This is a genomic window from Paraburkholderia yinzeri (assembly GCF_046581065.1).
Lineage (GTDB): Bacteria > Pseudomonadota > Gammaproteobacteria > Burkholderiales > Burkholderiaceae > Paraburkholderia.
The window spans coordinates 628041-651404 of record NZ_JBFOCJ010000003.1; the positions used below are offsets into that span (position 1 = coordinate 628041).

Below are 23364 nucleotides of genomic sequence, written 5' to 3' on the forward strand. Positions count from 1 at the left end.
CCCGTCGCCTGCCGACAGGCAAGTGCCCGGCCGGAGCCGGGCATTCGCACGTCAGTCATCGTCGTCATCGGCATGATGAATCTTCTTCGAGACTTCATCGAGCTTGTCGCCCAGCACACGGCGCACCGTGATGTAGAACACCGGAATCAGCAGCAAGCCGAAGAATGTGGCGAACATCATGCCGCCAATCACGCCGGTGCCGATCTCGTGCCGCGACGACGCGCCCGCGCCGCTCGACAAGACGAGCGGCAGCACGCCGAGAATGAACGCCATGGAAGTCATCAGGATAGGCCGCAGGCGCAGCTTGGCCGCGTTCAGCGTGGCGTCGAACAGCGTCATGCCCTGCGCCTGGCCGTCCACGGCGAACTCGACAATCAGGATCGCGTTTTTCGCCGCCAGCCCGATCACCGTGACCATGCCAATCTTGAAGTAGATATCGTTAGGAATGCCGCGCAGATCGCAGAAGGTCAGCATGCCGAGCAGGCCCAGCGGCACCACCAGCAGCACCGCAACCGGGATGGACCAGCTCTCGTAGAGCGCGGCGAGACACAGGAACACGACAAACACCGAAAGAATCATCAGCAAGGTGGCCGCGTTCCCCGCCAGGATTTCCTGATACGACTGTCCGGTCCAGTCCGCGGCGAAGCCTGGCGGCAGCGACTTGTCGATGATGCGCGTGATCACCTGCATTGCCTGGCCGGTGGAATAACCGGGCGCCGAGTTGCCGACGATCTCGATCGCCGAATAGCCGTTATAGCGCGGCAGCGCCTGCGGGCCCACACCCCAGTTCGCCTTCACGACACTGGAGAGCGGCACCATGTTGTACGGGCTGATCGCGCTGTTGCTGACCGACGGATTGGACGGCGTGACGTAGCCATTCGCATTGACGGCCGTGGTCGTGGCGCTCGAACTGGTGCTGCCGGAGGAACTGCTGGTCACGCCGCTTGGCGTGTAAATGTGCTGCAGCGCGTCGAGGTTCATCCGGAAAGGCGCGTCGGCCTGCAGATAGACGCGCTTCACGCGGCCCGCGTACGTGAACTGGTCGATGTAGTACGGCGCCAGTTGCATCTGCAGCGCGTTGTAGACGTCGGTCAGCGAAAGGCCCATGGCCGAGGCCTGCACGCGGTCCACGGCCACCTGCAATTGCGGCGCCTCGGGCAGCGAGTTCGGGCGGATGCCATAAAGCTCGGGGCTCTTGCCTGCTTCGCCCAGCAGCGTCTGTTCGGCCTGCCCGAGCTGCGCGCGCGATTGCCCGGCGCGCGCCTGCAGGAACATGTCAACCCCGCCGAACTGGCTCAGCCCGCGAATGGTCGGCAGGTTCACCACGAAGATCTGCGCGTCGTTAATGCTGTGCAGGACCTTGTTGGCCTCCGGGATCAACTGCATGGCCGAACGCGAACGCTTGCCCCAGTCGGTCAGCTTGATGAAGACCATGCCGACGTTTTCGCTCTGCCCCACGAAGCTGAAACCCTTCACGTCGAACACGCCGGCAATGTCACGGGCGATGTCACTGTGCTGCAGTTTGTCGCCGATCTCCGCCATGACCGCGTCGTTGCGCTGCAGCGTCGAGCCGGAAGGCAGATTGACGATCGCCAGCATGAAGCCCTGGTCCTCGTCGGGAACGAACGAGGTCGGCATACGCACGTACAGGAACCCGGCCAGCGCCGCCACGAGCACGAACAGTATCATCCAGCGCGGCGCATGGCGCACCGCGCGCCCCACCTGGCCAAAGTACGTGTTGCTGAGCCGGTTGAAGCCCCGGTTGAACCACCGGAAGATGAAGTGCGAATCCGCGTTGTGCTCGGGCCGGAGGATCGTTGCGCACAGCGACGGCGTGAACGACATCGCGAGGAAGGCCGAGAAACCCATCGAAATGGCGATGGTCATGGCGAACTGCGCGTAGATGATGCCGGTTGCGCCCGGCTGCAGAGCCGAAGGCACGAACACCGCGGCCAGCACCACCGTAATGGCGATGATGGCGCCGGTGATCTGCCCCATCGCCTTGCGCGTCGCCTTCTTTGGACTGAGTTTCTCCTCGGTCATGATGCGCTCGACGTTCTCGATCACCACGATCGCGTCGTCCACCACGATCCCGATCGCGAGCACCATGCCGAACAGCGTGAGCTGATTCAGGGAGAAGCCCAGCGCCTTCAGGCCGATGAAGGTGCCAAGCAGGGCCACCGGAATGACCAGCGTGGGAATGATGGTCGCCCGGATGTTCTGCAGGAAAATCAGCATCACGAAGAACACGAGGATGATCGCCTCGATCAGCGTGCGCACCACGTCGGTAATCGACGCCGTGATGAACGGCGTGGTGTCGTAAGGCACGTCCCACGTCACGCCCGCCGGCAGGTCCTTGGCGAGAGTCGCCATTTCCGCCTTGACCGCTTTCGCCACGGCCAGCGCATTGGCGCCGGGCAGCAGGTACACGCCCATGCCGCCCGCGGAGTGGCCGTTGTAGGCCGCCGAAGAGCCGTATGACTGCGCGCCGAAGGTGATGCGGGCGACGTCGCCCAGATGCACCACGGTACCGTCGTTGGTGGTCACCAGAATGATGTTCTTGAACTGCTCGATCGACGAGAACAACGTGTCGCCGGAGACGGTCGCCGTGAATACCTGCCCCTTCACCGCCGGGTCCGCCCCCACGGAGCCCGTCGCGAACTGCGCGTTCTGCGCGTTGACCGCGTTCAGCACCTGGGTGGTCGAAAGACCATAGCCCTGCAGCTTGTCCGGATCGAGCCAGATACGGATCGCGTATTCCGAACCGAGCATGAACGTATTGCCCACGCCGTTGATCCGCGCGATCACCGGCTGGATCTGCGAAGCGACGAGGTCGGAGAGCCGGGCCGCATCGATAGCCGGGTTGCTGGACTGCAAGCTGATGAACATCAGAATGTCGGGGCTCGCCTTGGCCACCACGACGCCCTGCTGCGTCACCTCGGTCGGCAGCAGCGGCTGCGCCAGGGCGACCTTGTTCTGCACCTGGACTTCGGCAATGTCGGGATCGGTGCCGGTGGCGAAGCTCAGCGTGATCGTCGCCGTGCCGTTGCTGTTCGACGTCGAACTGAAGTACAGCAGGTTGTCGATGCCGGTAAGCTGCTGCTCGATCACCTGCGTGACCGTCGATTCCATCGTGGCGGCGTTCGCGCCCGGATAGGTCGCGGTGACCGTCACCTGCGGCGGCGCGATGTCGGGATACGAATCGATCCCCATGCGCGAAAGCGAAATGGCGCCGATCAGACAGATCAAAATGGGGATCACCCAGGCAAAGACCGGGCGATCGATAAAAAAGCGTGGCATGGGGCGGACTCCTTACGACTTCGCACCGGCGGCCTGAGCCCCCGATGCCGGAGCGGCGCCCGCCGAATCCGGCTGCCATGCGCTCGCCTTGACGGACACGCCCTCGTGTACGCTCTGCAGTCCCTTGACGATCACCTCGTCGCCCTCGGCGAGCCCGCCCGTGACGATCCAGTTGTTGCCATCGGCGTCCCTGGCTTCGACGTCCTTGCGCGCGACCTTGCCGCTCGGGTCGACCACCATCGCGAAAGCACCCACGGTATCGCGCTGGATAGCCTGCTGCGGAATCAGGTACACGCCGTTGTGCTGGCCAAGGTCGACGGTGAGCGACACGTACATGCCGGGCAGCAACTGATGCTGCGGATTGGGAATCCGCGCGCGCAGGTTGACCGCTCCCGTGGTGGAGTTCACGGTGACGTCGGAAAAGTCGAGCGTGCCGGTCTGGTCGTAGGGGCTGCCGTTGGGCAGCGTGATCTGCACCGTCGTCGCATTCTGCGAGGCCAGCGCGACATTGCCCTGGCTTTGCGCCTGCCTCAGCGTGACCAGATCGGCGGCGCTGATGGTGAAGTTCAGATAGAGCGGATCGATCTGCTGCACGGTCGTGAGCAGCGTGCCGCCCGTGCCGGCGTCGGCCGTGCTGGAGCCCACCACCGCGCCCTCCGTGACCTGCTGCTGGCCCGCGATGCCGCTGATCGGCGACGTCACCTTCGTATAGCCGAGACTCAGGCGCGCGCCGTTGATAGCCGCCTGATCCGCCTTGACCTTGGCCGCCGCGCTACGCTCCGCGGCGTCCGCGTTGTCCACCGTCTGTTGCGAGACCGAACCGACCGGCAGCAACTGGCGATAGCGCACCGCCGTGACGTGGTCGTTGACGTACGTGGCCTGATCCTCGGCGAGCGTCGCGAGATCGTTGTCGAGCACCGACTGGTAGTAGGCCGGATCGATCACGAACAGCAACTGCCCTTCCTTCACGGTGGCGCCTTCCGTATAGACGCGCTTGAGCAGCACGCCGGAAACGCGGGCCGTGACGTTGGCGCTGTACCAGGCCGAGAGCCGCCCGACGAGGTCACGCTTGAGCGGAACATTCTGGGGCTCGGCCTTGACGACGCTCACCTGCGGCGGCGGCGGAGGCGGCGGGCTGCTTTTGTCGCAGCCCGCGAGGGCGAGTAGGCCTAAGGACAGCAGGGACGCGCGCACAGGCAATAACGTCATGGGACACCATGCTTGCATGATCGTTGAAAGAGAAAGGACTGCGAATGAGTACAAGACAGCCGGCAACGGCCAGGCCCGCTTTCCGGGCCGGCTTTCCAGGCCCACCGGGGACCTGCTTGCCGCTGTGGATAAACTGCCCGCGGCACGTCTTGCCGCGCAGGGACAGCGCATTGCCCCGAGCCTAGCGCCGCGCGGAGAGCCCCGTGAATACCGGCCTCACTGCGGCGCAAGTGTCGAACCGGACGCTGCGACCGGCGCTTGCGCCGCCGACGCAACTGCATTGGCCGCGTGCCCGCTGGCGTCATCCCACTGCCAGCCGCCGCCGAGGTTCTTGATCAGCACGACGCTGGCTTCGGTCAGCAGCGCCTGCGTATCCACGAGGTTCTCCCGGGCGGTCAGCAGCGTGAGCTGCTGGTTCAGCAGATCCTGCTCGCTGGCCGTGCCGATGGTGAACTGCGCGTGCTCGCTGCTGAAAAGCTGCTGGTTGCGCTGATAGATCTTCGCGTAGGCATCTTGCTGCTGCTGCAGGTGATTCCACGACGAGAGACTGTCCTCGACGTTCTCGAACGCGCCCAGCACGGCTTGCCGGTAGGCCGCCACATCTTCGTCGTAGGTCGCGCGCGCTTCGTGTACCGCGGCCGTGCGGGCGCCGCCGTCGAAAATCGTCCCTGCGAGCGTCGGGCCAAGTGTCCAGAAACGGTTCGGCACCATGAACAGGTTGGCAAGCGCGTTGTGCTCGAAGCCGCCCTCGGCCGAGAGCGTGAGCGTCGGGAAGAACGCCGCTTCGGCCACGCCGATCTTTGCGTTTGCCGCGGCGGCCGTACGTTCGGCGCTCACCACGTCATAGCGCCGTTCGAGCAGTTGTGACGGCAAGGCGAGCGGCACGGCCGGCGCGGCGAACGCATAATCCACGTTGGGTTCGAGCGAGAAATTGCCGGGCGGCACGCCGATCAGCACCGCAATCGCATGCTCGTCCTGCTCGCGCGAGGTCTGTGTCGACTGCAAAAGAGCGACCACGAGTTCGAGCGTATCTTGCGCGTTCAGCACGTCATCGGACGACGAAATGCCGCGTGTATAGCTCGCGCGCGTCATTTCGAGGATACGGCTATCGATCTGCTCCTGCTGCTTGAGAAGGTCGATATCGATATCGGCCTGGCGCAGCTCGAAGTAGTCGGTCGCGATGCTCGCGGCAATGGAAAGGCGCTCGCCGGCAAGCTGGGCATCGCTCGCCTGCGCACTCGCCTTGCTCGATTCGAGCTCGCGCCGGAACTGCCCCCACAGGTCGAGCTCCCAGCTCGCCGTGGCATTGACATTGATCGTGTTGTACGCCCCCGACAACGCCGAACTACCGTATTGGAGCTGCGCCGCGCCCGAGCCGAACCCCACGCGCGTGCCGGCCGCCTCCGCGCCGATGGTCGGGAAAAAGCTCGCCCTGCTGGCCTCCACGGTCGCCTGGGCGAGCCGGTATGCGGCTTCCGCCTGGGCAATCGACTGGTTGGCCTTGAACGACTGTTCGATCAGCTCCGTGAGCTTGGGGTCGTTGTAGTCGAGCCACCATGTGCTCGAGAGCGACGCTTGCGGATTGACCTGCGCACGCTGCCAGTCCACCCCTTCCTTGAAGCTGGTGGGGATCACCACTTCCGGCTTCTGGTAGTCCGGCCCGACCGCGCACGCCGCCATCAACCAGGCCGCGCCGATCATGCACCCGTATTGCGTCAGGGCCCGCAAGCGGGCATGTGCTGAAAGCGACTTTCTGGTGCAGAAACCGGAAAACACGTGCATTCGCGAACCCGCCGTAAGGGATTGCCCCAGGAACAATAACGACGAAGCCTAAGCCAACTTAATCAATGAGTCAATTAAAACGGATTACCAGTTTTCAATTAGCCTACAAACCGCGATTCAAGACGATTCGTCCATCGGGATTAGCGGCGCCAGCGGTTTCGAATATTACCTGGAAGAAGGAATGGTAATGCCCGCAATGGCGTACTTTTCGCCCTAATGACAGTTACCGACATCGCCGAATTGAGCGATACGGAAAACAATGGCGGATTTTTTTTCGTTTTGTTGGAGACAGACTGGCGAATTGATATTGCGCAGCGGATCAATCGTCTTTAAACGATATAGTCCTTTGGACCGGAGCGGTCATCTCCAGGCGAATTGCGCCGGGGAACGAGCCGTTGGGTTGAGATTGCCGCGGGAGAATATGGCCGCGCGCTTTCGCGACATCGAGCGCATCAAGCGGGAAGAAGCGGCGGCGCGCGCAGGCGCCCAGGCCGAGGCGTCTGTCCCGGCGTAGCGGCGGCGGCATAGCAAGAAAGCGCATATGCAATCGACGATTTAGTGGTAGGGAATCGCGGCGCCCGCTGTTCCAATGAATGACAGGCCCACTCGACGTGTCGGCCGCCGGCCACGGCGCGCAACGGTACGCAACGACATGCGCGCGGGCCACCACAGTCCATCGGCCTTTTCGAACCGGATCTCCATGTCCCTCTCCGTCATTGCCTCCGACGGGGCGCGTTTGCCTCGTCTTCCCGATCCCTCGCGCGTGCGCCGGATCGCCAGCGACGCCGAAGCGCTCGAAGCGGCGCACGCCCTCGCCGCGGCCATCGCGCCGGGCGCATCGCAGCGCGACCGCGAACGCACGCTGCCGTGGGACGAACTCGACCTGTGGTCCGAAGGCGGTCTGGGCGGCATCACGGTGCCGCGCAAATACGGCGGCGCCGACGTTTCCTACGCGACGCTCGCCGAAGTCTTCGCGATCCTCTGCGCCGCCGATCCCGCGTTCGGGCAGATTCCGCAAAATCATTTCGGCGTACCAGGCGTATTGCGCGAGATCGGCTCGCCGGCGCAGAAGCGCCGCTTCTACGGCGAAGCGCTCGCGGGCCGCCGCTTCGGCAATGCCGGGCCGGAGCGCCGCTCAGCCGACGCCGCGACGATCCTGCAAGGCTCCACGCTTCTTGCCGAAACGCCGCAAGGCCTGCGCCTTTCCGGCACGCGCTACTACTCCACCGGCGCGCTCTTCGCGCATCGCGTGCCCGCCCGCGCCGTGGACGACGCGGGCCGCGCCGTGCAGGTCTGGGTGCCGCGCGACGCATCAGGTCTCCTCATCATCGACGACTGGGGCTCGTTCGGGCAGCGCACCACGGCGAGCGGCACGGTCATCTTCGAAGACGTGCCGGTCGACCCCGACGACGTCCTGCCCATCTGGAAGCTCGCGACCCGTCCGGGACTCTACGGCCCGAACTCGCAACTGATCCAGGCAGCCATCGACCAGGGCATCGCCGAGGCGGCCGTGGCCGACGCGCTCGAATTCGTGCGCAAACGCGCGCGGCCCTGGATCGATTCGGGCGTCACGCGCGCCGCCGACGATCCTTACATCATCGCCGACGTGGGCCGCGTGCAGATCGATCTGCACGCGGCGCGCGAAGTCCTGCTCGAAGCGGCACGCACGCTCGACGCAATCGCGGCGCAACGTGTGGACGCCGAAGCAAGCGCGCGCGCCTCGGTAGCCGTCGCCGAGGCCAAGGTGCTGACCACGCGCATCGCGCTCGAAGCCAGCGAAAAGCTCTTCGAGCTGGCCGGCTCGTCCGCCACGCGCGCCGCCCACAACCTCGACCGCCATTGGCGCAACGCGCGCACGCACACGCTGCACGACCCCGTCCGCTGGAAATATCACGCCATCGGCAACTACTTCCTGAACGACGTCCTGCCGCCGCGGCACGGAGCGATCTGATGACCGCGCCGCGCAAGCCTGTCCTCCTCAACGCGTTCAACATGAACTGCGTGGGGCACATCAATCACGGGCTCTGGACCCATCCGCGCGACCGCTCGACCGACTACCGGCTGCTGCCCTACTGGACGAATCTCGCGCGCACGCTCGAACGGGGCCTGTTCGACGGCCTCTTTCTCGCCGATATCGTCGGTGTCTACGACGTCTACCGGCACGACGTGGACGTGACGCTGCGCGAGTCGATCCAGTTGCCGGTCAACGACCCGACGCTGCTCGTCTCCGCGATGGCGGCCGCGACCTCGCATCTCGGCTTCGGCGTGACGGTGAATCTCTCGTACGAGCCGCCCTATCTGCTCGCCCGGCGTTTCTCGACGCTCGATCATCTGACCGGCGGGCGCATCGGCTGGAACATCGTGACGGGCTACCTCGACAGCGCCGCCCGCGCGATGGGACTCGCCGAACAACTGCCGCACGATGAGCGCTACGATCGCGCGGACGAATATCTCGACGTGCTCTACAAGCTCTGGGAAGGCAGCTGGGAAGAAGGCGCCGTGCGCCGCGACAAGGCCGCGCGCGTGTTCGCCGATCCGGCGAAACTGCATCGCGTGCAGCACGCGGGGCGCTATTACAACGTGGACGGCTACCATCTCGCGGAGCCGTCGCCCCAGCGCACGCCGGTGCTGTTCCAGGCCGGCAGTTCCGGGCGCGGCCAGCGTTTCGCCGCGCGCCACGCCGAGTGCGTGTTCATCTCGCCGCCCAACCGCCAGGCCGCCCGCGAAACCGTGCGCACGCTGCGCGAGGAACTGGTGCGCGCGGGCCGCCGGCCCGACGACGTGAAAGTTTTCGTGGGCGCGGCCGTCGTGCCCGGCGCGACCTCGGCGCAAGCGCGCGAAAAATACGCGGACTATCTGCACTACGCGAGCCGCGAAGCCGGCCTCGCCCACTTCGCGGCCAGCACCGGTGTCGACTACGCGCAATACGATCTCGACGCGCCGGTGGACTACGCAGGCGGCAACGCGATCGAATCGGCGGCGCGCACGGCAAAGCAGCACGGCTGGACGCGCCGCAAGCTGCTGGAGATGTTCGAGTTGGGCGGACGCTATCCGGCCATCGTCGGCAGTGCTGCGCAAGTCGCCGACGAACTGCAGGCCTGGGTCGACGAAGCCGGCGTCGACGGATTCAACCTGAGCCGCACGGTAGTGCCCGAAAGTTATGAGGATTTCGTCGAACTGATCGTGCCCGAGCTGCAGAACCGCGGGCTCTACAAGACGGCGTATGCGCCGGGCACGCTGCGGCACAAACTGTTCGGCGCAGAGGACACGCTGCCCGAACGCCATGCCGGCGCGCGGTTCCGCGTGGGCGCGCGCGCCGAGGCACCGGTGGCCTGACGACGCGAGGAGACAAGGCGCGGGCGCGAAAGCCCCGCAAAATCGCCCGCCATTCTTCCGAAATTCTCAATTCTGACTTTCAGAACAACGCGATCGCCCCCGCCATCCCCGCCCCGCTTACTTTGCATTGCCGCGGGAATGCTTTTTCAAACTGCTTGGTTCGGCAATTAGGGGCGTTTCCCTACACTCGGCTGCCTGCTGATCGTGCAGTCGAGACCTTGGGAAACTCAATGAAAAAATTACTACCCGTGCCCGCCGCCCTGCTTCTTGCCTGGGCCAGCGCCGCGCACGCACAAAGCTCCGTGACACTCTACGGGCTGATCGACGCGGGGCTCATGTATACGAACAACGTCTCGAGCGGGGGCGCCCATGGGCCGCTCTGGCAAGCGACGAGCGGCACGATCAACGGATCGCGTTTCGGCGTTCGCGGCCAGGAAGACCTGGGCGGCGGGATCAACTCGTTCTTCGACCTCGAAAACGGCTTCAACGTCACGAACGGCAAGCTCGGGCAGGACAACCGGCTGTTCGGGCGCTCGGCCTTCGTCGGTATCGGGGGTGTCAACAGCGGCTCGCTCTCGCTCGGTCGCCAGTACGATTCCATCGTCGACTACCTGAGACCGCTGACCGCCCAGGCGGATACCTTCGGCAGTACCGGCTTCGCCCATCCGTTCGACAACGACAACCTCGTCCACTCGTTCGCGTTCAACAACGCCGTCAAGTACGCAAGCCCGGATCTGTCCGGCTTGAGCTTCGGGGGTGCCTACGCGTTCTCGAACACGACGGAGTTCGCCGCGAACCGGGCCTACAGCGCGGGCGCGAGATACACGAACGGTCCGCTGGATGTCGCCGCCGGGTACATGCAGGTCAATGGATCCAGCTCCACCAACACCACGGGCGCCGTCGATACCGCGGAGTCGTCGTACGAAGCCAAAGCCGGCTTCCAGCTCGGCGCGCAGACACAGCGGACTTTCGGCGGCGCCGTCAACTACGGGATCGGTATTGCCCGGCTAGGGCTCGCTTATACGCAAAGCGCGTTCGAAGGCAGCGATTCGTTCGGCAGCGCGGACGGCACGGTGCGTTTCAACAACTACGAAGCGAATGCGATGTTCACCGTGACCTCGCGTGTCTCGGTCGGACTGACCTATACGTATACGGACGGCAGCGTTTCCGATACGAAGACCTACGGCAGCAATCCGCACTGGCAGTCCGCGGATTTCCAGACCGTGTACACCTTGTCGAAACATACGGACGTCTACTTCGAAACCATGTTCCAGAAGGTTTCGGGGCACAACTACGTCGCGTTCATCGACGGTGCGGGTGGCCCGTCGTCCACGCAAACCCAGATCGCCGCCACCATTGGCATGCGCGAGCGTTTTTGACAGCATAGAATGCCTGCAAACCAGCAGGCCTCAGTGGCGGAGCGTCTCCATCTGGGCATGTCCGGTCGTGTTTCTTCTTTTCCGCGCGTGCAAAGGAGCAACAGATGGACCTCCGCGATCCCTCCCCCGGCCTCTACAACGAAGACCTCGCGCCGGCGCAGACGCGCAACTGGGGGGCCTTCAGCATCTTCAACGTCTGGACCTCGGACGTGCACAGCCTCTGGGGCTACTACCTCGCCGCCAGCCTGTTCCTGCTATGTGGGAGCTTCGTCAACTTCATCCTCGCGATCGGCATCGGCTCGCTCGTGATCTTCGCGCTCATGAACCTGATCGGCTATGCCGGCGAAAAGACCGGCGTGCCCTATCCGGTACTCGCACGCGCCTCCTTCGGCATCTGGGGCGCCAACCTGGCCGCGCTGGTGCGAGCCGTGGTGGCCTGCTTCTGGTACGGCGCGCAAACGGCGGCGGCTTCGGGCGCAGTGGTCGCGCTGCTGATCCGCAACGACAGCCTTCTCGCGTTCCACAAGGGCACGCAGTTGCTCGGCCATTCGGCACTGGAGGTGATCTGCTACGTGGTCATCTGGGTGCTGCAGTTGTTCATCATACAAAAGGGCATGGAGACGGTGCGCCGGTTCCAGGACTGGGCGGGACCGGCCGTGTGGGTGGCCATGCTGATCCTCTCGGTCGGCCTGTGCGTGAAAGCGGGCGGCTTCTCGTTCGCGAGCGGCATTCCGACCGATGTGCTGCTCGACAAGACCAAAGACGTCGGCGTGAGCGGCAAGCCGGGCTCATTCTGGGCGCTGATGGCGGTGGGCGCCACCTGGATCACCTATTTCGCAGCGCTGTACCTCAATTTCTGCGACTTTTCGCGCTATGCGAAAAACCGCGACGCCGTGAAGAAAGGCAATCTGTGGGGCCTGCCGGTCAACCTGATTGCCTTTTCGCTGGTCGCCGGCATCACCACCCTCGCCGCCTACCGGGTTTATGGCGAAGTGCTGCTCCACCCGGAGCAGATCTCGGCCCGGTTCGATAGCTGGGTATTGGCGCTCATCGCGGCGCTGACTTTCGCGGTCGCCACGCTCGGCATCAACGTGGTGGCCAATTTCGTCTCGGCGGCCTTCGACATTTCCAACACGTTCCCGAAGCAGATCAGCTTCCGCAAAGGCGGCTACGTTGCGGCGATCATCGCGCTCGTGCTCTACCCGTTCGCCCCGTGGGAAGGCAATGCCGCGCACTTCGTCAACGCTATTGGCGCCACGATGGGCCCGCTGCTCGGCATCATCCTTGCGGACTACTATCTGGTGGCCAAAGGGAACGTCAACGTCGCGGCGCTCTACGAAGAATACGGCGAGTACCGTTACGAAGGCGGCTGGAACGTCAACGCCCTCGTCGCCGTCGCGCTCGGCAGCCTCTTTTCCACGTTTCTGCCCAATCTCACCAGCCTGCTGCCGGTCTGGTGGAACACCTATGGGTGGTTCTTCGGTGTCGCGATCGGCGGCGGCACGTACCTGATCATGACGGCCTTGCGGCCCCGCACCGCCGTCGCACCCACGCGCGTTTGAAGGCTTTCCGCCGGGAAAGCACAAAGCCCCCATTTCCTGCCGGGACGGCTGCACGAAGCGACGGCTTCCGCGCAGCCGTCGCGCACGTCCTTATCATCAGTCAAACTTGCCAGATAAACTGTTAAGTGTTACTGTCAAATTTCGCTTGTGCAAGCCGCACGGCATGGAGCCGCGGTCGATGGTCCGGAACACTCAATGAGGAACCTTGCTAATGGAATGGGCACACCATATTGCTTACTTTTTCGGCGGGGTCTTTCTCGCCAATGCCATACCTCATCTCGTGAGCGGAACGATGGGGCGGCCATTTCAGAGTCCGTTCGCCAATCCCCCCGGCAAGGGACGGTCCTCGCCGACGGTCAATGTTCTGTGGGGGGCCTTTAATCTCGCCACAGGTTACCTGCTGATCTGCCGCGTCGGGTCTTTCGATCTTCACGCTACCTCGCATGTGGCGGCCGCCGGCCTGGGCGGGCTGTTGATTTCCCTCTTCGCCGCGCGCCACTTCGGACAGTTTTACGCCGGGCACACGTCGGTTTAGCGCGGGTTTGCGGCCCGATCATAAAATACGCTGCATGCCGTGGCCGCAAACGGCGATCCGACCACAGAGGACGAGAGGAGACGATGACGCAAGCCATCTATCGAGGCATGGATCGAGACACGCTCGACATGGCCTACAACAACACGAAAGCCGTCGCCGACTTCGCGGGCGTGCTGGCCGACTTCCAGGCGCGCAGCCGCAAGCTCTACGAAGCCGTGCCCTGCCAACGCGATCTGCGATACGGCGGGCGGCCGCGCCAGCGTTATGACTGGATCCCCTGTGACCGGCCGGACGCGCCAACCTTCGTTTTCATTCACGGCGGGTACTGGCAGAACTGCGTGAAAGAGGACTTCGCGTTCGTCGCCTCGGGTCCGATCGCGCGCGGCTATAACGTGGCGCTTGCGGAATATACGCTCGCCCCGGAAGCCAGCATGACCGAAATCGTGGCGGAAATCGGTCTGCTGCTCGACCACCTGGCCGCCGACCGCGCCGGAGCCGGCATCGCAGGGCGCCCGCTGTGTCTGAGCGGGCATTCCGCGGGCGGGCATCTGAGCGCGATCTATCGCGCGCATCCGGCCGTTTCGAAGGTGCTCGCGATCAGCGCGCTCGTCGACCTCGAACCGATCAGCCTCTGCTGGCTCGACGAAAAGTTGAAACTGAGCGCGCGCGAGATCAACGACTACAGTCCGCTGAGGCATATCGGCCACGGCGCGCCGATGGTGCTCGCGGTCGGCGCAAATGAGCTTGCGGAACTGGTGCGCCATTCGACCGACTACGCGCTCGCGTGCGAAGCGGCACGTGAACCTGTCGGGCTCGTGCATGTGCCCGGCTGCACGCATTTTTCGATGCTCGACGATCTCGCGCGACATGACGGCTGGCAAATGAGCGTACTCGGGGCGCCGGATTAACGTCGCGGCAGGAAGCCGTGCCGTGAAGCCAACGTGACCGGCGGCCCAGGCGCGCATCCTGCCGACGCCCTCGCGAGTGCTCCGCGCGACCTGGCTGCTCGACGCCTTCTCTCAGGCGCGCGACCGCATCGAAGCGATCTGCGCGCAGGCACTCGAACGCAACGGCGGGAAACCCGTCATCCTGCACAGCGGCGTGGTCCGCATGCTGCTCGCGGCGGACCGAAGCGGCGGCGCGGCCGACTGGCCGATTACCGGCGCGTGATGCCGTGCCGAAGCGTCCGCATCGCTTTCCACGAGCTTTCCACGACATGGTCGGAACGGCACTTGCGCGACAGCAGGCAGATCGATCGACGCGTCGCTTCACTGGCGTCGATCCCCAATCGCCGACTGCAAAACGGAGGAAGCCATGTCCCAGATCATCGCAGCACGGTTTACGACATTCGCCGCTGCCGACTCGGCAAAACGGCGGCTGTTGACCCACGGCTTCGTCGACGAAGACGTCGCCGAGTTCTACGTCAATCCCAGCGGCCAGCATGCGCGCTACCCGATTGGCGGCGACGAATACGCCGACACACAGGCGCGACCCGCCGGCATCGGGGCAACGGGCGGCGGCGGCATCGGCGCCGTGGTGGGGATGCTCATAGCCGGCATCCTGACGCTCCTGTTCTTTCATTCGCTGCTGGTCCTGATCGTGGCGACCGCAGTGGGCGCCTATGTCGGCTCGCTGGCGGGTGCGATGCTGATGACACGAGGCGGAGGCAAGGAGAACGAGCCTGCCGTTACGGCAGGTCCGCATGAGCGCGAGTCCGGCGTGCTCGTCGCCGTCCACGTCAGCCCCGCCGAGCAGCCGCGCGTGGTGAGCATCCTGCGCGAAGCCAACGGTCAGGACATCGAAGAAGCGTCCGGCCTCTGGCAACATGGTCAATGGTCGGACTTCGATCCCACGCGAACGGTGAAACCCGTCGACGAAAGCCGTACCGCACGCAGCCGCACGAACGTGAAATGAGGGCGGCCAGGCGGTTGGAACGCGCGATGCGCATCGATGTGATCTCACTCATGGAGGCCAACATGCCGCATTCCGAGCACAACCGGAACACCCCGCCGGAAGCCGATGCCGACCACCCCGCCGGCTTCGCGTCGCTGGATCCCCTCGCCATTGCGAGCCGCAGAATTCTCACCGTCGAAGTAGCGGGAACGGCGGCGAGCAACAGCTCCGTCGACGCCGACGGCAAGACGCTCGAAGCGCGTCGCGACGTGAGGGAACGGCACGACAACGTCGTCACCTCCAATGCGACGATGGAGAACCACGTCTCCGTCGCGTCGGACGGGCTCGGTGGCTTCGACAGCCGCACCGTGCGCGCCGTGCCGCATATCGCGGCGCTGCCGGGCTACCGCGTGGTGGTGCAGGGCTACGTGGTCGTGGAAAGCCGCCACGGCGAGCGCACGGACGCGATCATCAGTCTGGAGCGCGAAGTCCAGGGCGACCCGCACGAATAGGGGCAATCCGCCGCCGGAACGGGCAGGCTGCAGGGCCGGCTGCAAACGACCCCTTAATTCGCCGGAATCGTCAGCACCGGCGCCTTCGCGCTCGTATCGGATTCCGCGAGCGCCATCAGGTTCTGCAATACCGTGAACGCGTATTTCGAGTCGAAGTCGTCGCGCTCCACCCAGTAGGCCGTGCCGTCGTAGTCGACGGCGACATACGGATCCGCGCCCGGTTTCCTGCCGGCATGGACGATGATGGTCGGCCGCGTTTCGCCGCCGATGAGGCCGACGGTCGCCTTCGTCGATCCATTGCTCACCTGCTCGTCGGGCACCTCCACCTGCGCGCCGAGGTCCGTCAGGATGCCGAGCACCGAACGCGTCACCATCGGAATGCGCGTCCCGCCGCCGGAGGACGGTCCATAGACGATCTCGTAGGTGCGCGTGGCCGCCGACAGATGCAGCAACTGGCGCACGCGCGCCAGATCGGCTGCCACCTCGTGCGTGCTGGCGCTCTGCTCGGCGCCGATCGCGAGCCAGACGCTCGGCTTGCCTTTGTCGTCGCGAGACTCCAGGCTCAACTCGCCCGCCAGTTGCAGGCGCCGGAACACGCGCAGCAACTCGAAGAAACCGGGGGCGCCGGCGCTGTTCTCGCCGCCTAGCGCGCTGCCGTTCTGCAAGCCGCCGATCGATTGCGCCGTCATGCGCAGCAGCAGATCGATCGGAATGCCTCCTTCGGCGAGCGGCAACACGAGTTCCGGCGCAAGCGGCCGGATATAGGCGGAAGCGTAGGCTTCGCCGGTAGTCGGCGCGAACGTGAACGTGGGGTGGTTGCCATACGAGACGCTGCCCGTCGCCATGGCGTAGTTCGGTTCGGATCCCGAACCAATGTTGCCCGTTGCGCCCGCGCTCGAATCGAACTGATACGCGGCAATGACCGAGCTGACCGTGAGGAAGGCCGGGGCGTCGCCATAGCGCAGCCCCACGATCGTGGCGAGGATCTGCCGCTTTTTGGCATCGCCGAGTGCCCGCGCGTAGTCCACCTGGTCGGCGCGCAGGTGATCCGGGCCGATATGCGCGCAGCCCGCACCAAGACAGGCGGCGCCAAGAAGAGCCAGAACGGTTGCCTTTGAAATCATCTTGTAGGGGACGCATGGCGGCCCGTGGTGGAATCCGCGCCCGCACAGCAATTCTCGTACCTCTGACGAATGCGTTCAGGCCAGACGCGGCTGCCCGTTCGACGCGCCCAATCCGCCATCCACGGGAATATTCGCGCCCGTGATGAAACGCGCGTCGTCGCTCGCGAGAAACGCAATCACGGCTGCGACCTCCTCGGGCTCGGCATGGCGGCCAAGCGGAATGCGCTCGCGAAAGCGCGCCATCAGGGCTTCATCGTCGAGCAGATCCCCGGTGAGATCCGAACGCGTCAGCGAGGGGCACACCGCATTCACGCGCACGCCCGCCGGCGCGAAATCGAGCGCTGCCGCACGGGTGAGATTCGTGACCGCCCCCTTGGCCGCGTTGTAAAAGCTCATGCCCCAGTCGCCGCCCAGGCCCGACACCGAAGACACATTGACGATGCAACCCTTCGTCGCCTTGAGAAACGGTGCAGCCGCTCGCATGCAATAGAGCACCCCGCTCACGTTGGTCGCCATGACGCGGTCCCAGTCTTCGAGCGGCGCTTCGTCGATCGCCCCCATCGAGGCGATGCCCGCGTTATTGACGAGCACGTCGATGCGGCCGAAACGCGCAATAGTGGCGTCGACGAGCGCCAGCACCTCGCCCGCATCGCTCACGTCCGCGGGATGAACGAGCGCACGGCTTTCCGTCAACCCGGCGGCCACGTGGCGCAGCTTCGCGGGCGTGCGGCCCGCGAGCACCACGGCGGCGCCCGCTGCGGCGAAGCGGCGTGCGGTGGCGGCGCCGATGCCCGAGCCCGCACCGGTCACGATCACAACTTTGTCGTTGAAACGTTCCATCGAGCCCTCCCTGGCAGCAGCGTCGCGGCGCGGCCGCGCACGTGAGGACCGGACGTGCAACTGCCATGCCCGTCTCTGATGCGGCTTAAGGCGAAGCGCGGAACGGCCGATGCTCCTATGCTTGCGCGCTTGCACACGAAAGAGGAGGAACCCATGACCCAGGTCTACGAAATCATGTCGCGCAACGTCGTGCGCGTGACGCCGGAATCCACGATCCGGCACGCTGCGCAACTCATGCGCCGGCACGACATCGGCGCGCTGCCCATCTGCGACGGCGATCATGTCGTCGGCATGGTGACCGACCGCGATCTCGCGGTGCGCGCCCTGACCGCCGGCTACGAGCCGATGGAGCCCGTGGCGCGCGTGGCCAGTTCCGACGTACAGTGCTGCTACGAGGACGACGACCTCGACGTCGTGCAGCGCCGCATGGGCGAGGCGCAGGTGCGCCGCGTGCCGGTCGTCAACCACGCGCGCGAACTGGTCGGGACGCTTTCGCTCGCCGATATCGCCACGCGCTGCGACGGCCAGCAGCGCCAGAGCGTGGCCAATACGCTGGAAGACATCTCGCAGCGGCGCGTGAGGTGATTACGAGCGCAGACAGACGCGCTTACCATCGGACGATTGGCCCTGAGATGCTCGCCGTTGCAGTCATTACACGTCATCGTTGCAACGGCGCCCTCGTCGCCCTCGGTGGTCCGCAAAGTCCCTCAACGGTAATCACGATGGCGTCGAGCGCGACGAACATCGGCAGCACGCCAACCAGCAGGAACCACGCGGTCTCTTCCGGCATGATCCGCACTCCTCAGCGCATCGCTCGATGTGGCTGCGCGTGGCGGTTATGTGGGCCTATTGCGTGCATTTGTCGCCGGGCTTCCTACGTATGGGCGGACTGTTGTGCCCGCGTGCGCCGGGCGGCTCCGGGTGCCCGTGCATGCCGAGCGGCACCTCGGCGGTCTGCTCAGGATGCGGACCGCCTTCGGCGGGCATCGCCTCCGGCCGCGGCTCCGGCTGATCGAACGAGCCGGGATAACCCCGCGCGGGCTTCGCGTCGGATCGTGGCGGCGTGCCTTCGACAGGGGGCGTCGTGGCGGAGCCAGCAGGCGAATGGGGTTTGGCAGAATTCATGGAACTCTCCTTCGGTAACGTGGCCTCGGGCGAGAGGCCGCACGGTGCGGGCACGGCGGTCCGCGCGTGACGATGAACCTGCCCGACATGGCGGTTCGCATCGCTCGTACCTGCGGTCAGGTCGCGCTGCCGGACTACCGGAATGGGCCCCGGGCATGGGAGATGCGTTGCACGGTACAGTTGCACTTCCACCGGCCTTTCATGCAGGCCGGCCAGGTGACCCGACCTGTCCACGTCGCGTCGGGCCAGGCGGGCACCATCGGGCAGTCCGCGATAGGCGCGTATGATCGAGAGCGAGATTTGCCGACAGGAACTCCAGCCATGGCGACGAGCCATCATTCCGCCGACCGACGATGAGCCTGCCCGCTTCCCCCTCCCCCCGCGATCCCACCCGGCTGCAGCGGGCGATCATCTGGACTGCGCTCTTCGCCGCGCCGCTCATCTGGCTACTGCACCTGCTCGTGAGCATAAAGCTCGTCTCGACGGCCTGCTCCGGCGGCATCACGCAACACAACGCGCTTCCATGGGACGAACTCGAGCGCTTCGTCACCATTGCCTCGGTGCTGGCGTTCGGTGCCTGCCTCGCGCTGGTGGTCGCGGCGGGACGCGCGTTACGCCAGATCGTCTCGCTCGCGCCGCGGCGCGGCGATGCGATCCGGTTCGTGGCCTGGTGCAGTGTGGCCTCGGCCGCCGCTTTCACGTTCGGCCTGGCATTCAGCGGGACCGTGCTGCTCGTCCTGCCCCTCGACCGCCTGTGCGCCCCCTTCCGGTAACGCCACTCGCCTGCTGTCGGCCACGCACGTAAAGATCCGCACAAGGCCACGCATCGCGAGACCCCGCTAACTCGCGTCAGGCGCGCGCGTTGCTGCCCATGAGGGGCCATCCAACCGATCAGGAGTCCATCATGTCTGTTACCTCTCATACCTCCACGCAAGCAGGAACCGGCGCGCGCATCGTCGGCAAAGGCAGTGCCACGGCCGCCGGGCCGGGGCCGAACGTCATGGCGGCCAGCACGCTCGACAGCGACCGCGTGCTGAGTTCGGAGGGAGAAGAAGTCGGCAAGATCAAGGAGATCATGCTCGACGTGCAGGGCGGCCGCATCGCTTATGCCGTGATGGCGAGCGGCGGCTTTCTCGGCATTGGCAACAAGCTCCTCGCCATACCGTGGAGCGCGCTTACGCTCGATACGAGCCGCAAGTGCTTTTTGCTCAGTGTTTCGTCCGAACGCGTGAAGGAAGCGCCGGGATTCGACAAGGACCAGTGGCCCACCATGGCCGACCTGAGCTGGGCCACGACGCTGCACGCATACTACGGCACCCAGCCCTACTGGGACGATCCCGCCGTGCTCGACATGCGCGGCCTGCGCGACGACCCGGACGCTCCAGAAACGAAGCGCTGATCGCAAACGAAGTGCTCGGCACGACCTGGACCTGCGCGGTACGGCTATTGCGCAAATGCAAGATGTCCCGACACTTACCTGGGAGAACGAAAATGCCCGAGCAAAAGACCATCGAGCGTGCGCGCGCCGACAAGCGCGCCGGCAAGTCGGCCAGCACGCAGGCTGGAGAATTCGTCAAGGAAGAAGTCGAACGCGTGCGGGCCGGCAAGCACGGCGTGCGTTCCGCCAGCCAGGCGGTGGCGATCGGCCTTTCCGAGGCACGCCGGGCCGGCGTCGATCTGAAGCCGCCGGCGCAGGGCAAGACCCGCGAAGCGACGCGCAGAAAAGCCGGCAAGGATGCGGTTGCGGGCCAGGGCCGGAAGCCGGCCCGCGCCAGTTCCGAATCGAAGACCCAACGCTCGCGCGCGACCACGGCCGCACTGAAGCGTGAGAGTCCGGCAGGCGCCTCGAAAAAGGCCATGTCGAAGCAGGCGAAGAGCGCAGCCGCGCGCCGGCCGGCCAGCAGCCGTTCGGCCGCCGCGAAGAAGGCCGCGCAGACCAAGGGCGCGGCGGGACGCTCGGCCGCGGCGAAAAAGGCCGCGCAAACGCGAGCGGCGCGCGCACATGGGACGCACCGCTAGCATGCCGCACTATCCGGCCGGATTTCGTCGGGCTCATCGGGCGAGATCGCCCGATCGCGATCGGCCAGATTGCAGCGTTATCTGCGTAATCGGTCGAAGCCGGTTTTACCGACAAGGCGCATAAAGCATTTAACGAAGTGTGGTTTTAACGACGAATCCTGGCAATAGTTGACAGTCGTTAATTAGGGATTGGGTAAGCATGCCTGTGCGTGCAAAGCGCGCTTCCAGTTCCGATGCCGTGTCTGGCCTCGTGTGACGTCACTGGGAAACGTCCTGCAAACCGGCAGGGCTTCGTCCAGCATCACAGGTACAAGAAAATTGAATAACCATTGCTACCGGCTTGTGTTCAGCAGGCTTCGGGGAATGCTTGTCGCCGTTTCGGAAACGGCCATCGCGCAGGGCAAGTCAGGCCAGGGCGAAACCGGCCCATCGGTCGCACGCCGGTCCTTCACGCTGTTCGCCATGCGTCATGTGGCTTTTGCTGCGCTCGCGGTCTTTGGCCTCGCACCCTTGATGGCCGGGGCGCAGATCGTGCCATCCGGTGCGCATGCGCCGAACGTGATCAATACGGCTAACGGTCTGCCGCAGGTGAACGTGCAGAAGCCCTCGGGGGCGGGCGTCTCGCTCAATACCTATTCGCAGTTCGATGTCGGATCGGGCGGCGCGATATTGAACAACTCCCCCACGATCACGAACACGCAGCTCGCCGGGCAGATATCGGGTAATCCCAATCTTTCACCGGGGCAGTCCGCAAAGATCATCGTCAACCAGGTCAACAGCAACACTCCCTCCCGCCTCGCCGGCTACGTGGAGGTGGCCGGGCAGAAAGCGGATGTCGTGATCGCCAACAGTTCGGGCCTGGTGGTGGATGGCGGGGGCTTTATCAATACGGCCCGCGGAATTTTAACGACGGGCAATCCGCTCATCGACGGCAGCGGCAACCTGAGCGGTTTCAGCGTCACCCAGGGCACCATCACGGTCCAGGGCGCGGGCCTGAACGCCTCGAATATCGACGAGGTAGACCTGCTGGCGCGTGCCGTGCAGGCCAATGCGGCGATCTACGCCAACCGGCTGAACGTCACCACGGGCGCCAACAACATCGACTATGCGAGCCTGACGCCAACACCCATCGCGGGCAGCGGCGCCGCGCCGGGGGTCTCCCTCGACGTGTCGCAGCTCGGCGGTATGTATGCGAACAGCATAACCCTGGTGGGCACGGAGAACGGTGTCGGGGTCGCCAATGCCGGAACCCTCGCAGCGCAGGCGGGCGACCTCACGCTCACGAGCGCGGGGTAACTCGTGCAGTCGGGCCGCATGAATGCGAGCGGCAACCTTGGCATCAGTGCCGCCAGCGTCCAGAACACCGGCACGATCTGAGCATCGGCCTGGGTGGCAGCATCGGGGATGCGATCAACGGTGCGTACCAGCAGGGTCAGTCGCTCGCGAGCGGCAACAGCAATGGACGTGCCGACGCCTTGCATGCGATTGCGGCGGTGGGCGGATGCGGCGCTGGCGGGCTACGGCGCGTACCAGATGGCGACAACCGGAGTCTCCCAGGCGGCGGGCGCACCGAGCATCGGCGTGCAGGTCAGTGTCGGGTCGAGCCACAGCCAGAGCCAGTCGTCGGAGGACCAGACGACGCAGGTGGGTTCGAACGTGCAGGCGGGCGGCACGACCACCTTCGTCGCGACGGGCAACGGCACGGCGGGTAGCGGTAATGTGACGATTGCCGGTTCGAACGTGAGTGCCAGCGATGTCGTGCTGGCCGCGGCGAACCAGGTCAACATCGTGAATACGACGAACACCGATTCGACGCGCAGCTCGAATTCGTCGTCCGGGGCGAGCGTGGGCGTGTCCCTCACCACGAACGGCTTCGGGGTCTCGGCCTCGATGCAGAACGCGCACGGTGACGCGAACAGCGATGCGGCGACGCAGAATGCCTCGCACGTTACAGGCACGAACAGCGTCACGATCCTGAGCGGCGGCGACACGAACATCACCGGCTCGCAGGTCGCGGGAAACCAGGTGACGGCGGCCGTAGGCGGCGACCTCAATATCGCGAGCGTACAGGATACGACGACGAGCGCAGCACACCAGAGCAGCGCGGGTGGCGGGTTCAGTATCAGCGAGGCCGGCGGCAGCGCGAGCTTCAGCGCGCAGACGCAGGACGTGGCGAATCTGAGTCGCGACACGACGAACACCAACGGCACGGTATCGAATACGCCCGATGTGAACACCCTGCTCAACCAGCAGGCGGACACGATACAGGCGGCGCAGGCAGCGGGCCAGGTCGTGGCGCAGGGTATTGGCATGTATGCCACTGAAAAGCAGGACGTGGCCCAGGGTGCGGCTGATGCAGCAACGAAGGCGGGAGATACGGCGTTAGCCACACAGTATCAGGCGGAAGCCGACTCGTGGGCTGAAGGGGGGGACAACCGCGCCCTGCTGCACGCTGCGGGCGGCGCGCTCATCGGTGGCCTCGGAGGTGGTAGCGTCTTTACGGCAGTGGGCGGCGGACTCGCTGCGGGTTTGACCTCTAAGTACGCGCCCGAACTGGCAAGCTTGGCGAATAATGTTACGTCCGAGACCGGATCGACCCTACTCGGCAATCTGGCTGGGAATGTGGCGGCGGGCGTTGGTGGCGCGCTGGTGGGCGGCACCGCAGGCGCATCTACAGCATCGAATGTATACCTCTACAATCAGCAGGTACATTGGGGGCACGGAGATCGTCACGTTTCCGATCCTGTC

21 protein-coding genes and 1 pseudogene are annotated in these 23364 nt (G+C 65.1%); 15 read left to right on the top strand and 7 right to left on the bottom strand.

What is annotated here, in order from left to right:
• Positions 1-51 precede the first annotated feature (51 nt).
• The 3 genes from WJ542_RS29660 to WJ542_RS29670 all read right to left on the bottom strand — a co-directional run bounded on the left by WJ542_RS29660 (position 52) and on the right by WJ542_RS29670 (position 6210).
• On the bottom strand, positions 52-3300 hold the full coding sequence (locus tag WJ542_RS29660; RefSeq protein ID WP_411193107.1) for an efflux RND transporter permease subunit: 3249 nt from the start codon (positions 3298-3300) through the stop codon (positions 52-54).
• 12 nt (positions 3301-3312) lie between these two features.
• Positions 3313-4410 (bottom strand): efflux RND transporter periplasmic adaptor subunit, encoded by a 1098-nt coding sequence (locus tag WJ542_RS29665; protein ID WP_411193108.1) that lies wholly within the window; start codon positions 4408-4410, stop codon positions 3313-3315.
• Between the two features lie 315 nt (positions 4411-4725).
• Positions 4726-6210 carry an efflux transporter outer membrane subunit gene (locus WJ542_RS29670; RefSeq protein WP_411193109.1) on the bottom strand — a complete coding sequence of 495 codons (1485 nt, stop codon included), beginning with the start codon at positions 6208-6210 and terminating at the stop codon, positions 4726-4728.
• Positions 6211-6991: 781 nt separating this feature from the next.
• Here WJ542_RS29670 and WJ542_RS29675 point away from each other — a divergent pair.
• The 9 genes from WJ542_RS29675 to WJ542_RS29715 all read left to right on the top strand — a co-directional run bounded on the left by WJ542_RS29675 (position 6992) and on the right by WJ542_RS29715 (position 15508).
• Positions 6992-8242, top strand: a complete 1251-nt coding sequence (locus WJ542_RS29675; protein WP_411193110.1) for an SfnB family sulfur acquisition oxidoreductase — start codon at positions 6992-6994, stop codon at positions 8240-8242.
• Positions 8242-9627, top strand: a complete 1386-nt coding sequence (locus WJ542_RS29680; protein WP_411193111.1) for an LLM class flavin-dependent oxidoreductase — start codon at positions 8242-8244, stop codon at positions 9625-9627. The genes WJ542_RS29675 and WJ542_RS29680 overlap by 1 nt, the downstream gene beginning before the upstream one ends.
• A 230-nt stretch (positions 9628-9857) precedes the next feature.
• A complete protein-coding gene (locus WJ542_RS29685) occupies positions 9858-11006 on the top strand; it encodes a porin (RefSeq protein WP_411193112.1) in 1149 nt (382 codons plus the stop codon).
• Between the two features lie 104 nt (positions 11007-11110).
• Positions 11111-12568 (top strand): NCS1 family nucleobase:cation symporter-1, encoded by a 1458-nt coding sequence (locus tag WJ542_RS29690; protein ID WP_411193113.1) that lies wholly within the window; start codon positions 11111-11113, stop codon positions 12566-12568.
• Between the two features lie 211 nt (positions 12569-12779).
• Positions 12780-13103, top strand: a complete 324-nt coding sequence (locus WJ542_RS29695; protein ID WP_411193114.1) for a hypothetical protein — start codon at positions 12780-12782, stop codon at positions 13101-13103.
• A gap of 83 nt (positions 13104-13186) precedes the next feature.
• Positions 13187-14011, top strand: a complete 825-nt coding sequence (locus WJ542_RS29700) for an alpha/beta hydrolase (protein ID WP_411193115.1) — start codon at positions 13187-13189, stop codon at positions 14009-14011.
• A gap of 76 nt (positions 14012-14087) precedes the next feature.
• Positions 14088-14273, top strand: coding sequence for a hypothetical protein (locus WJ542_RS29705; RefSeq protein ID WP_411193116.1), 186 nt, complete (start codon positions 14088-14090; stop codon positions 14271-14273).
• A 144-nt stretch (positions 14274-14417) separates the two neighbouring features.
• The gene (locus tag WJ542_RS29710) at positions 14418-15017 is read left to right on the top strand and encodes a hypothetical protein (RefSeq protein ID WP_411193117.1); all 600 of its coding nucleotides are present in this window, start codon (positions 14418-14420) and stop codon (positions 15015-15017) included.
• Positions 15018-15079: 62 nt separating this feature from the next.
• A complete protein-coding gene (locus WJ542_RS29715) occupies positions 15080-15508 on the top strand; it encodes a DUF3005 domain-containing protein (RefSeq protein ID WP_411193118.1) in 429 nt (142 codons plus the stop codon).
• A gap of 53 nt (positions 15509-15561) precedes the next feature.
• Here WJ542_RS29715 and WJ542_RS29720 read toward each other — a convergent pair whose 3' ends face one another.
• Both WJ542_RS29720 and budC read right to left on the bottom strand, forming a co-directional pair.
• Positions 15562-16632 carry a hypothetical protein gene (locus WJ542_RS29720; protein WP_411193119.1) on the bottom strand — a complete coding sequence of 357 codons (1071 nt, stop codon included), beginning with the start codon at positions 16630-16632 and terminating at the stop codon, positions 15562-15564.
• 75 nt (positions 16633-16707) lie between these two features.
• Positions 16708-17472 (bottom strand): meso-2,3-butanediol dehydrogenase, encoded by a 765-nt coding sequence (budC, locus tag WJ542_RS29725; RefSeq protein ID WP_411193120.1) that lies wholly within the window; start codon positions 17470-17472, stop codon positions 16708-16710.
• A 153-nt stretch (positions 17473-17625) separates the two neighbouring features.
• Between budC and WJ542_RS29730 the strand changes: the two genes are divergently transcribed.
• Positions 17626-18057 carry a CBS domain-containing protein gene (locus WJ542_RS29730; protein ID WP_411193121.1) on the top strand — a complete coding sequence of 144 codons (432 nt, stop codon included), beginning with the start codon at positions 17626-17628 and terminating at the stop codon, positions 18055-18057.
• Positions 18058-18130: 73 nt separating this feature from the next.
• On the opposite strand, the gene WJ542_RS29735 is transcribed toward WJ542_RS29730, so the two are convergent.
• Positions 18131-18262, bottom strand: a complete 132-nt coding sequence (locus WJ542_RS29735; RefSeq protein WP_411193122.1) for a hypothetical protein — start codon at positions 18260-18262, stop codon at positions 18131-18133.
• Between the two features lie 56 nt (positions 18263-18318).
• Positions 18319-18597 carry a hypothetical protein gene (locus WJ542_RS29740; RefSeq protein WP_411193123.1) on the bottom strand — a complete coding sequence of 93 codons (279 nt, stop codon included), beginning with the start codon at positions 18595-18597 and terminating at the stop codon, positions 18319-18321.
• 353 nt (positions 18598-18950) lie between these two features.
• Between WJ542_RS29740 and WJ542_RS29745 the strand changes: the two genes are divergently transcribed.
• The 5 genes and pseudogenes from WJ542_RS29745 to WJ542_RS29765 form a co-directional block, all read left to right on the top strand.
• Complete coding sequence (locus tag WJ542_RS29745) at positions 18951-19370, top strand: hypothetical protein (RefSeq protein WP_411193124.1); 420 nt, start codon at positions 18951-18953, stop codon at positions 19368-19370.
• A 131-nt stretch (positions 19371-19501) separates the two neighbouring features.
• Positions 19502-19996: a PRC-barrel domain-containing protein gene (locus tag WJ542_RS29750; protein ID WP_411193125.1), complete on the top strand. Its 495-nt coding sequence runs from the start codon at positions 19502-19504 to the stop codon at positions 19994-19996.
• Positions 19997-20088: 92 nt separating this feature from the next.
• The gene (locus WJ542_RS29755; protein WP_411193126.1) at positions 20089-20616 is read left to right on the top strand and encodes a DUF6496 domain-containing protein; all 528 of its coding nucleotides are present in this window, start codon (positions 20089-20091) and stop codon (positions 20614-20616) included.
• A 252-nt stretch (positions 20617-20868) separates the two neighbouring features.
• A complete protein-coding gene (locus WJ542_RS29760; protein ID WP_487007209.1) occupies positions 20869-21912 on the top strand; it encodes a two-partner secretion domain-containing protein in 1044 nt (347 codons plus the stop codon).
• Positions 21913-21956: 44 nt separating this feature from the next.
• Positions 21957-23274: pseudogene (locus WJ542_RS29765) on the top strand (hemagglutinin repeat-containing protein); the annotation flags it as partial.
• Positions 23275-23364: the final 90 nt, after the last annotated feature.

Excerpts from the sequence above, each read along its gene's own strand:
- WJ542_RS29735 (WP_411193122.1), bottom strand. The coding sequence starts at position 18,262 with ATGCCGGAAGAGACCGCGTGGTTCCTGCTGGTTGGCGTGCTGCCGATG.
- WJ542_RS29730 (WP_411193121.1), top strand. The coding sequence starts at position 17,626 with ATGACCCAGGTCTACGAAATCATGTCGCGCAACGTCGTGCGCGTGACG.
- WJ542_RS29720 (WP_411193119.1), bottom strand. The coding sequence starts at position 16,632 with ATGATTTCAAAGGCAACCGTTCTGGCTCTTCTTGGCGCCGCCTGTCTT.
- WJ542_RS29710 (WP_411193117.1), top strand. The coding sequence starts at position 14,418 with ATGTCCCAGATCATCGCAGCACGGTTTACGACATTCGCCGCTGCCGAC.
- WJ542_RS29700 (WP_411193115.1), top strand. The coding sequence starts at position 13,187 with ATGACGCAAGCCATCTATCGAGGCATGGATCGAGACACGCTCGACATG.
- WJ542_RS29660 (WP_411193107.1), bottom strand. The coding sequence starts at position 3,300 with ATGCCACGCTTTTTTATCGATCGCCCGGTCTTTGCCTGGGTGATCCCC.
- WJ542_RS29755 (WP_411193126.1), top strand. The coding sequence starts at position 20,089 with ATGCCCGAGCAAAAGACCATCGAGCGTGCGCGCGCCGACAAGCGCGCC.
- WJ542_RS29715 (WP_411193118.1), top strand. The coding sequence starts at position 15,080 with ATGCCGCATTCCGAGCACAACCGGAACACCCCGCCGGAAGCCGATGCC.
- WJ542_RS29685 (WP_411193112.1), top strand. The coding sequence starts at position 9,858 with ATGAAAAAATTACTACCCGTGCCCGCCGCCCTGCTTCTTGCCTGGGCC.
- WJ542_RS29750 (WP_411193125.1), top strand. The coding sequence starts at position 19,502 with ATGTCTGTTACCTCTCATACCTCCACGCAAGCAGGAACCGGCGCGCGC.
- WJ542_RS29745 (WP_411193124.1), top strand. The coding sequence starts at position 18,951 with ATGAGCCTGCCCGCTTCCCCCTCCCCCCGCGATCCCACCCGGCTGCAG.
- WJ542_RS29675 (WP_411193110.1), top strand. The coding sequence starts at position 6,992 with ATGTCCCTCTCCGTCATTGCCTCCGACGGGGCGCGTTTGCCTCGTCTT.
- WJ542_RS29740 (WP_411193123.1), bottom strand. The coding sequence starts at position 18,597 with ATGAATTCTGCCAAACCCCATTCGCCTGCTGGCTCCGCCACGACGCCC.
- budC (WP_411193120.1), bottom strand. The coding sequence starts at position 17,472 with ATGGAACGTTTCAACGACAAAGTTGTGATCGTGACCGGTGCGGGCTCG.
- WJ542_RS29695 (WP_411193114.1), top strand. The coding sequence starts at position 12,780 with ATGGAATGGGCACACCATATTGCTTACTTTTTCGGCGGGGTCTTTCTC.
- WJ542_RS29680 (WP_411193111.1), top strand. The coding sequence starts at position 8,242 with ATGACCGCGCCGCGCAAGCCTGTCCTCCTCAACGCGTTCAACATGAAC.
- WJ542_RS29670 (WP_411193109.1), bottom strand. The coding sequence starts at position 6,210 with ATGATCGGCGCGGCCTGGTTGATGGCGGCGTGCGCGGTCGGGCCGGAC.
- WJ542_RS29690 (WP_411193113.1), top strand. The coding sequence starts at position 11,111 with ATGGACCTCCGCGATCCCTCCCCCGGCCTCTACAACGAAGACCTCGCG.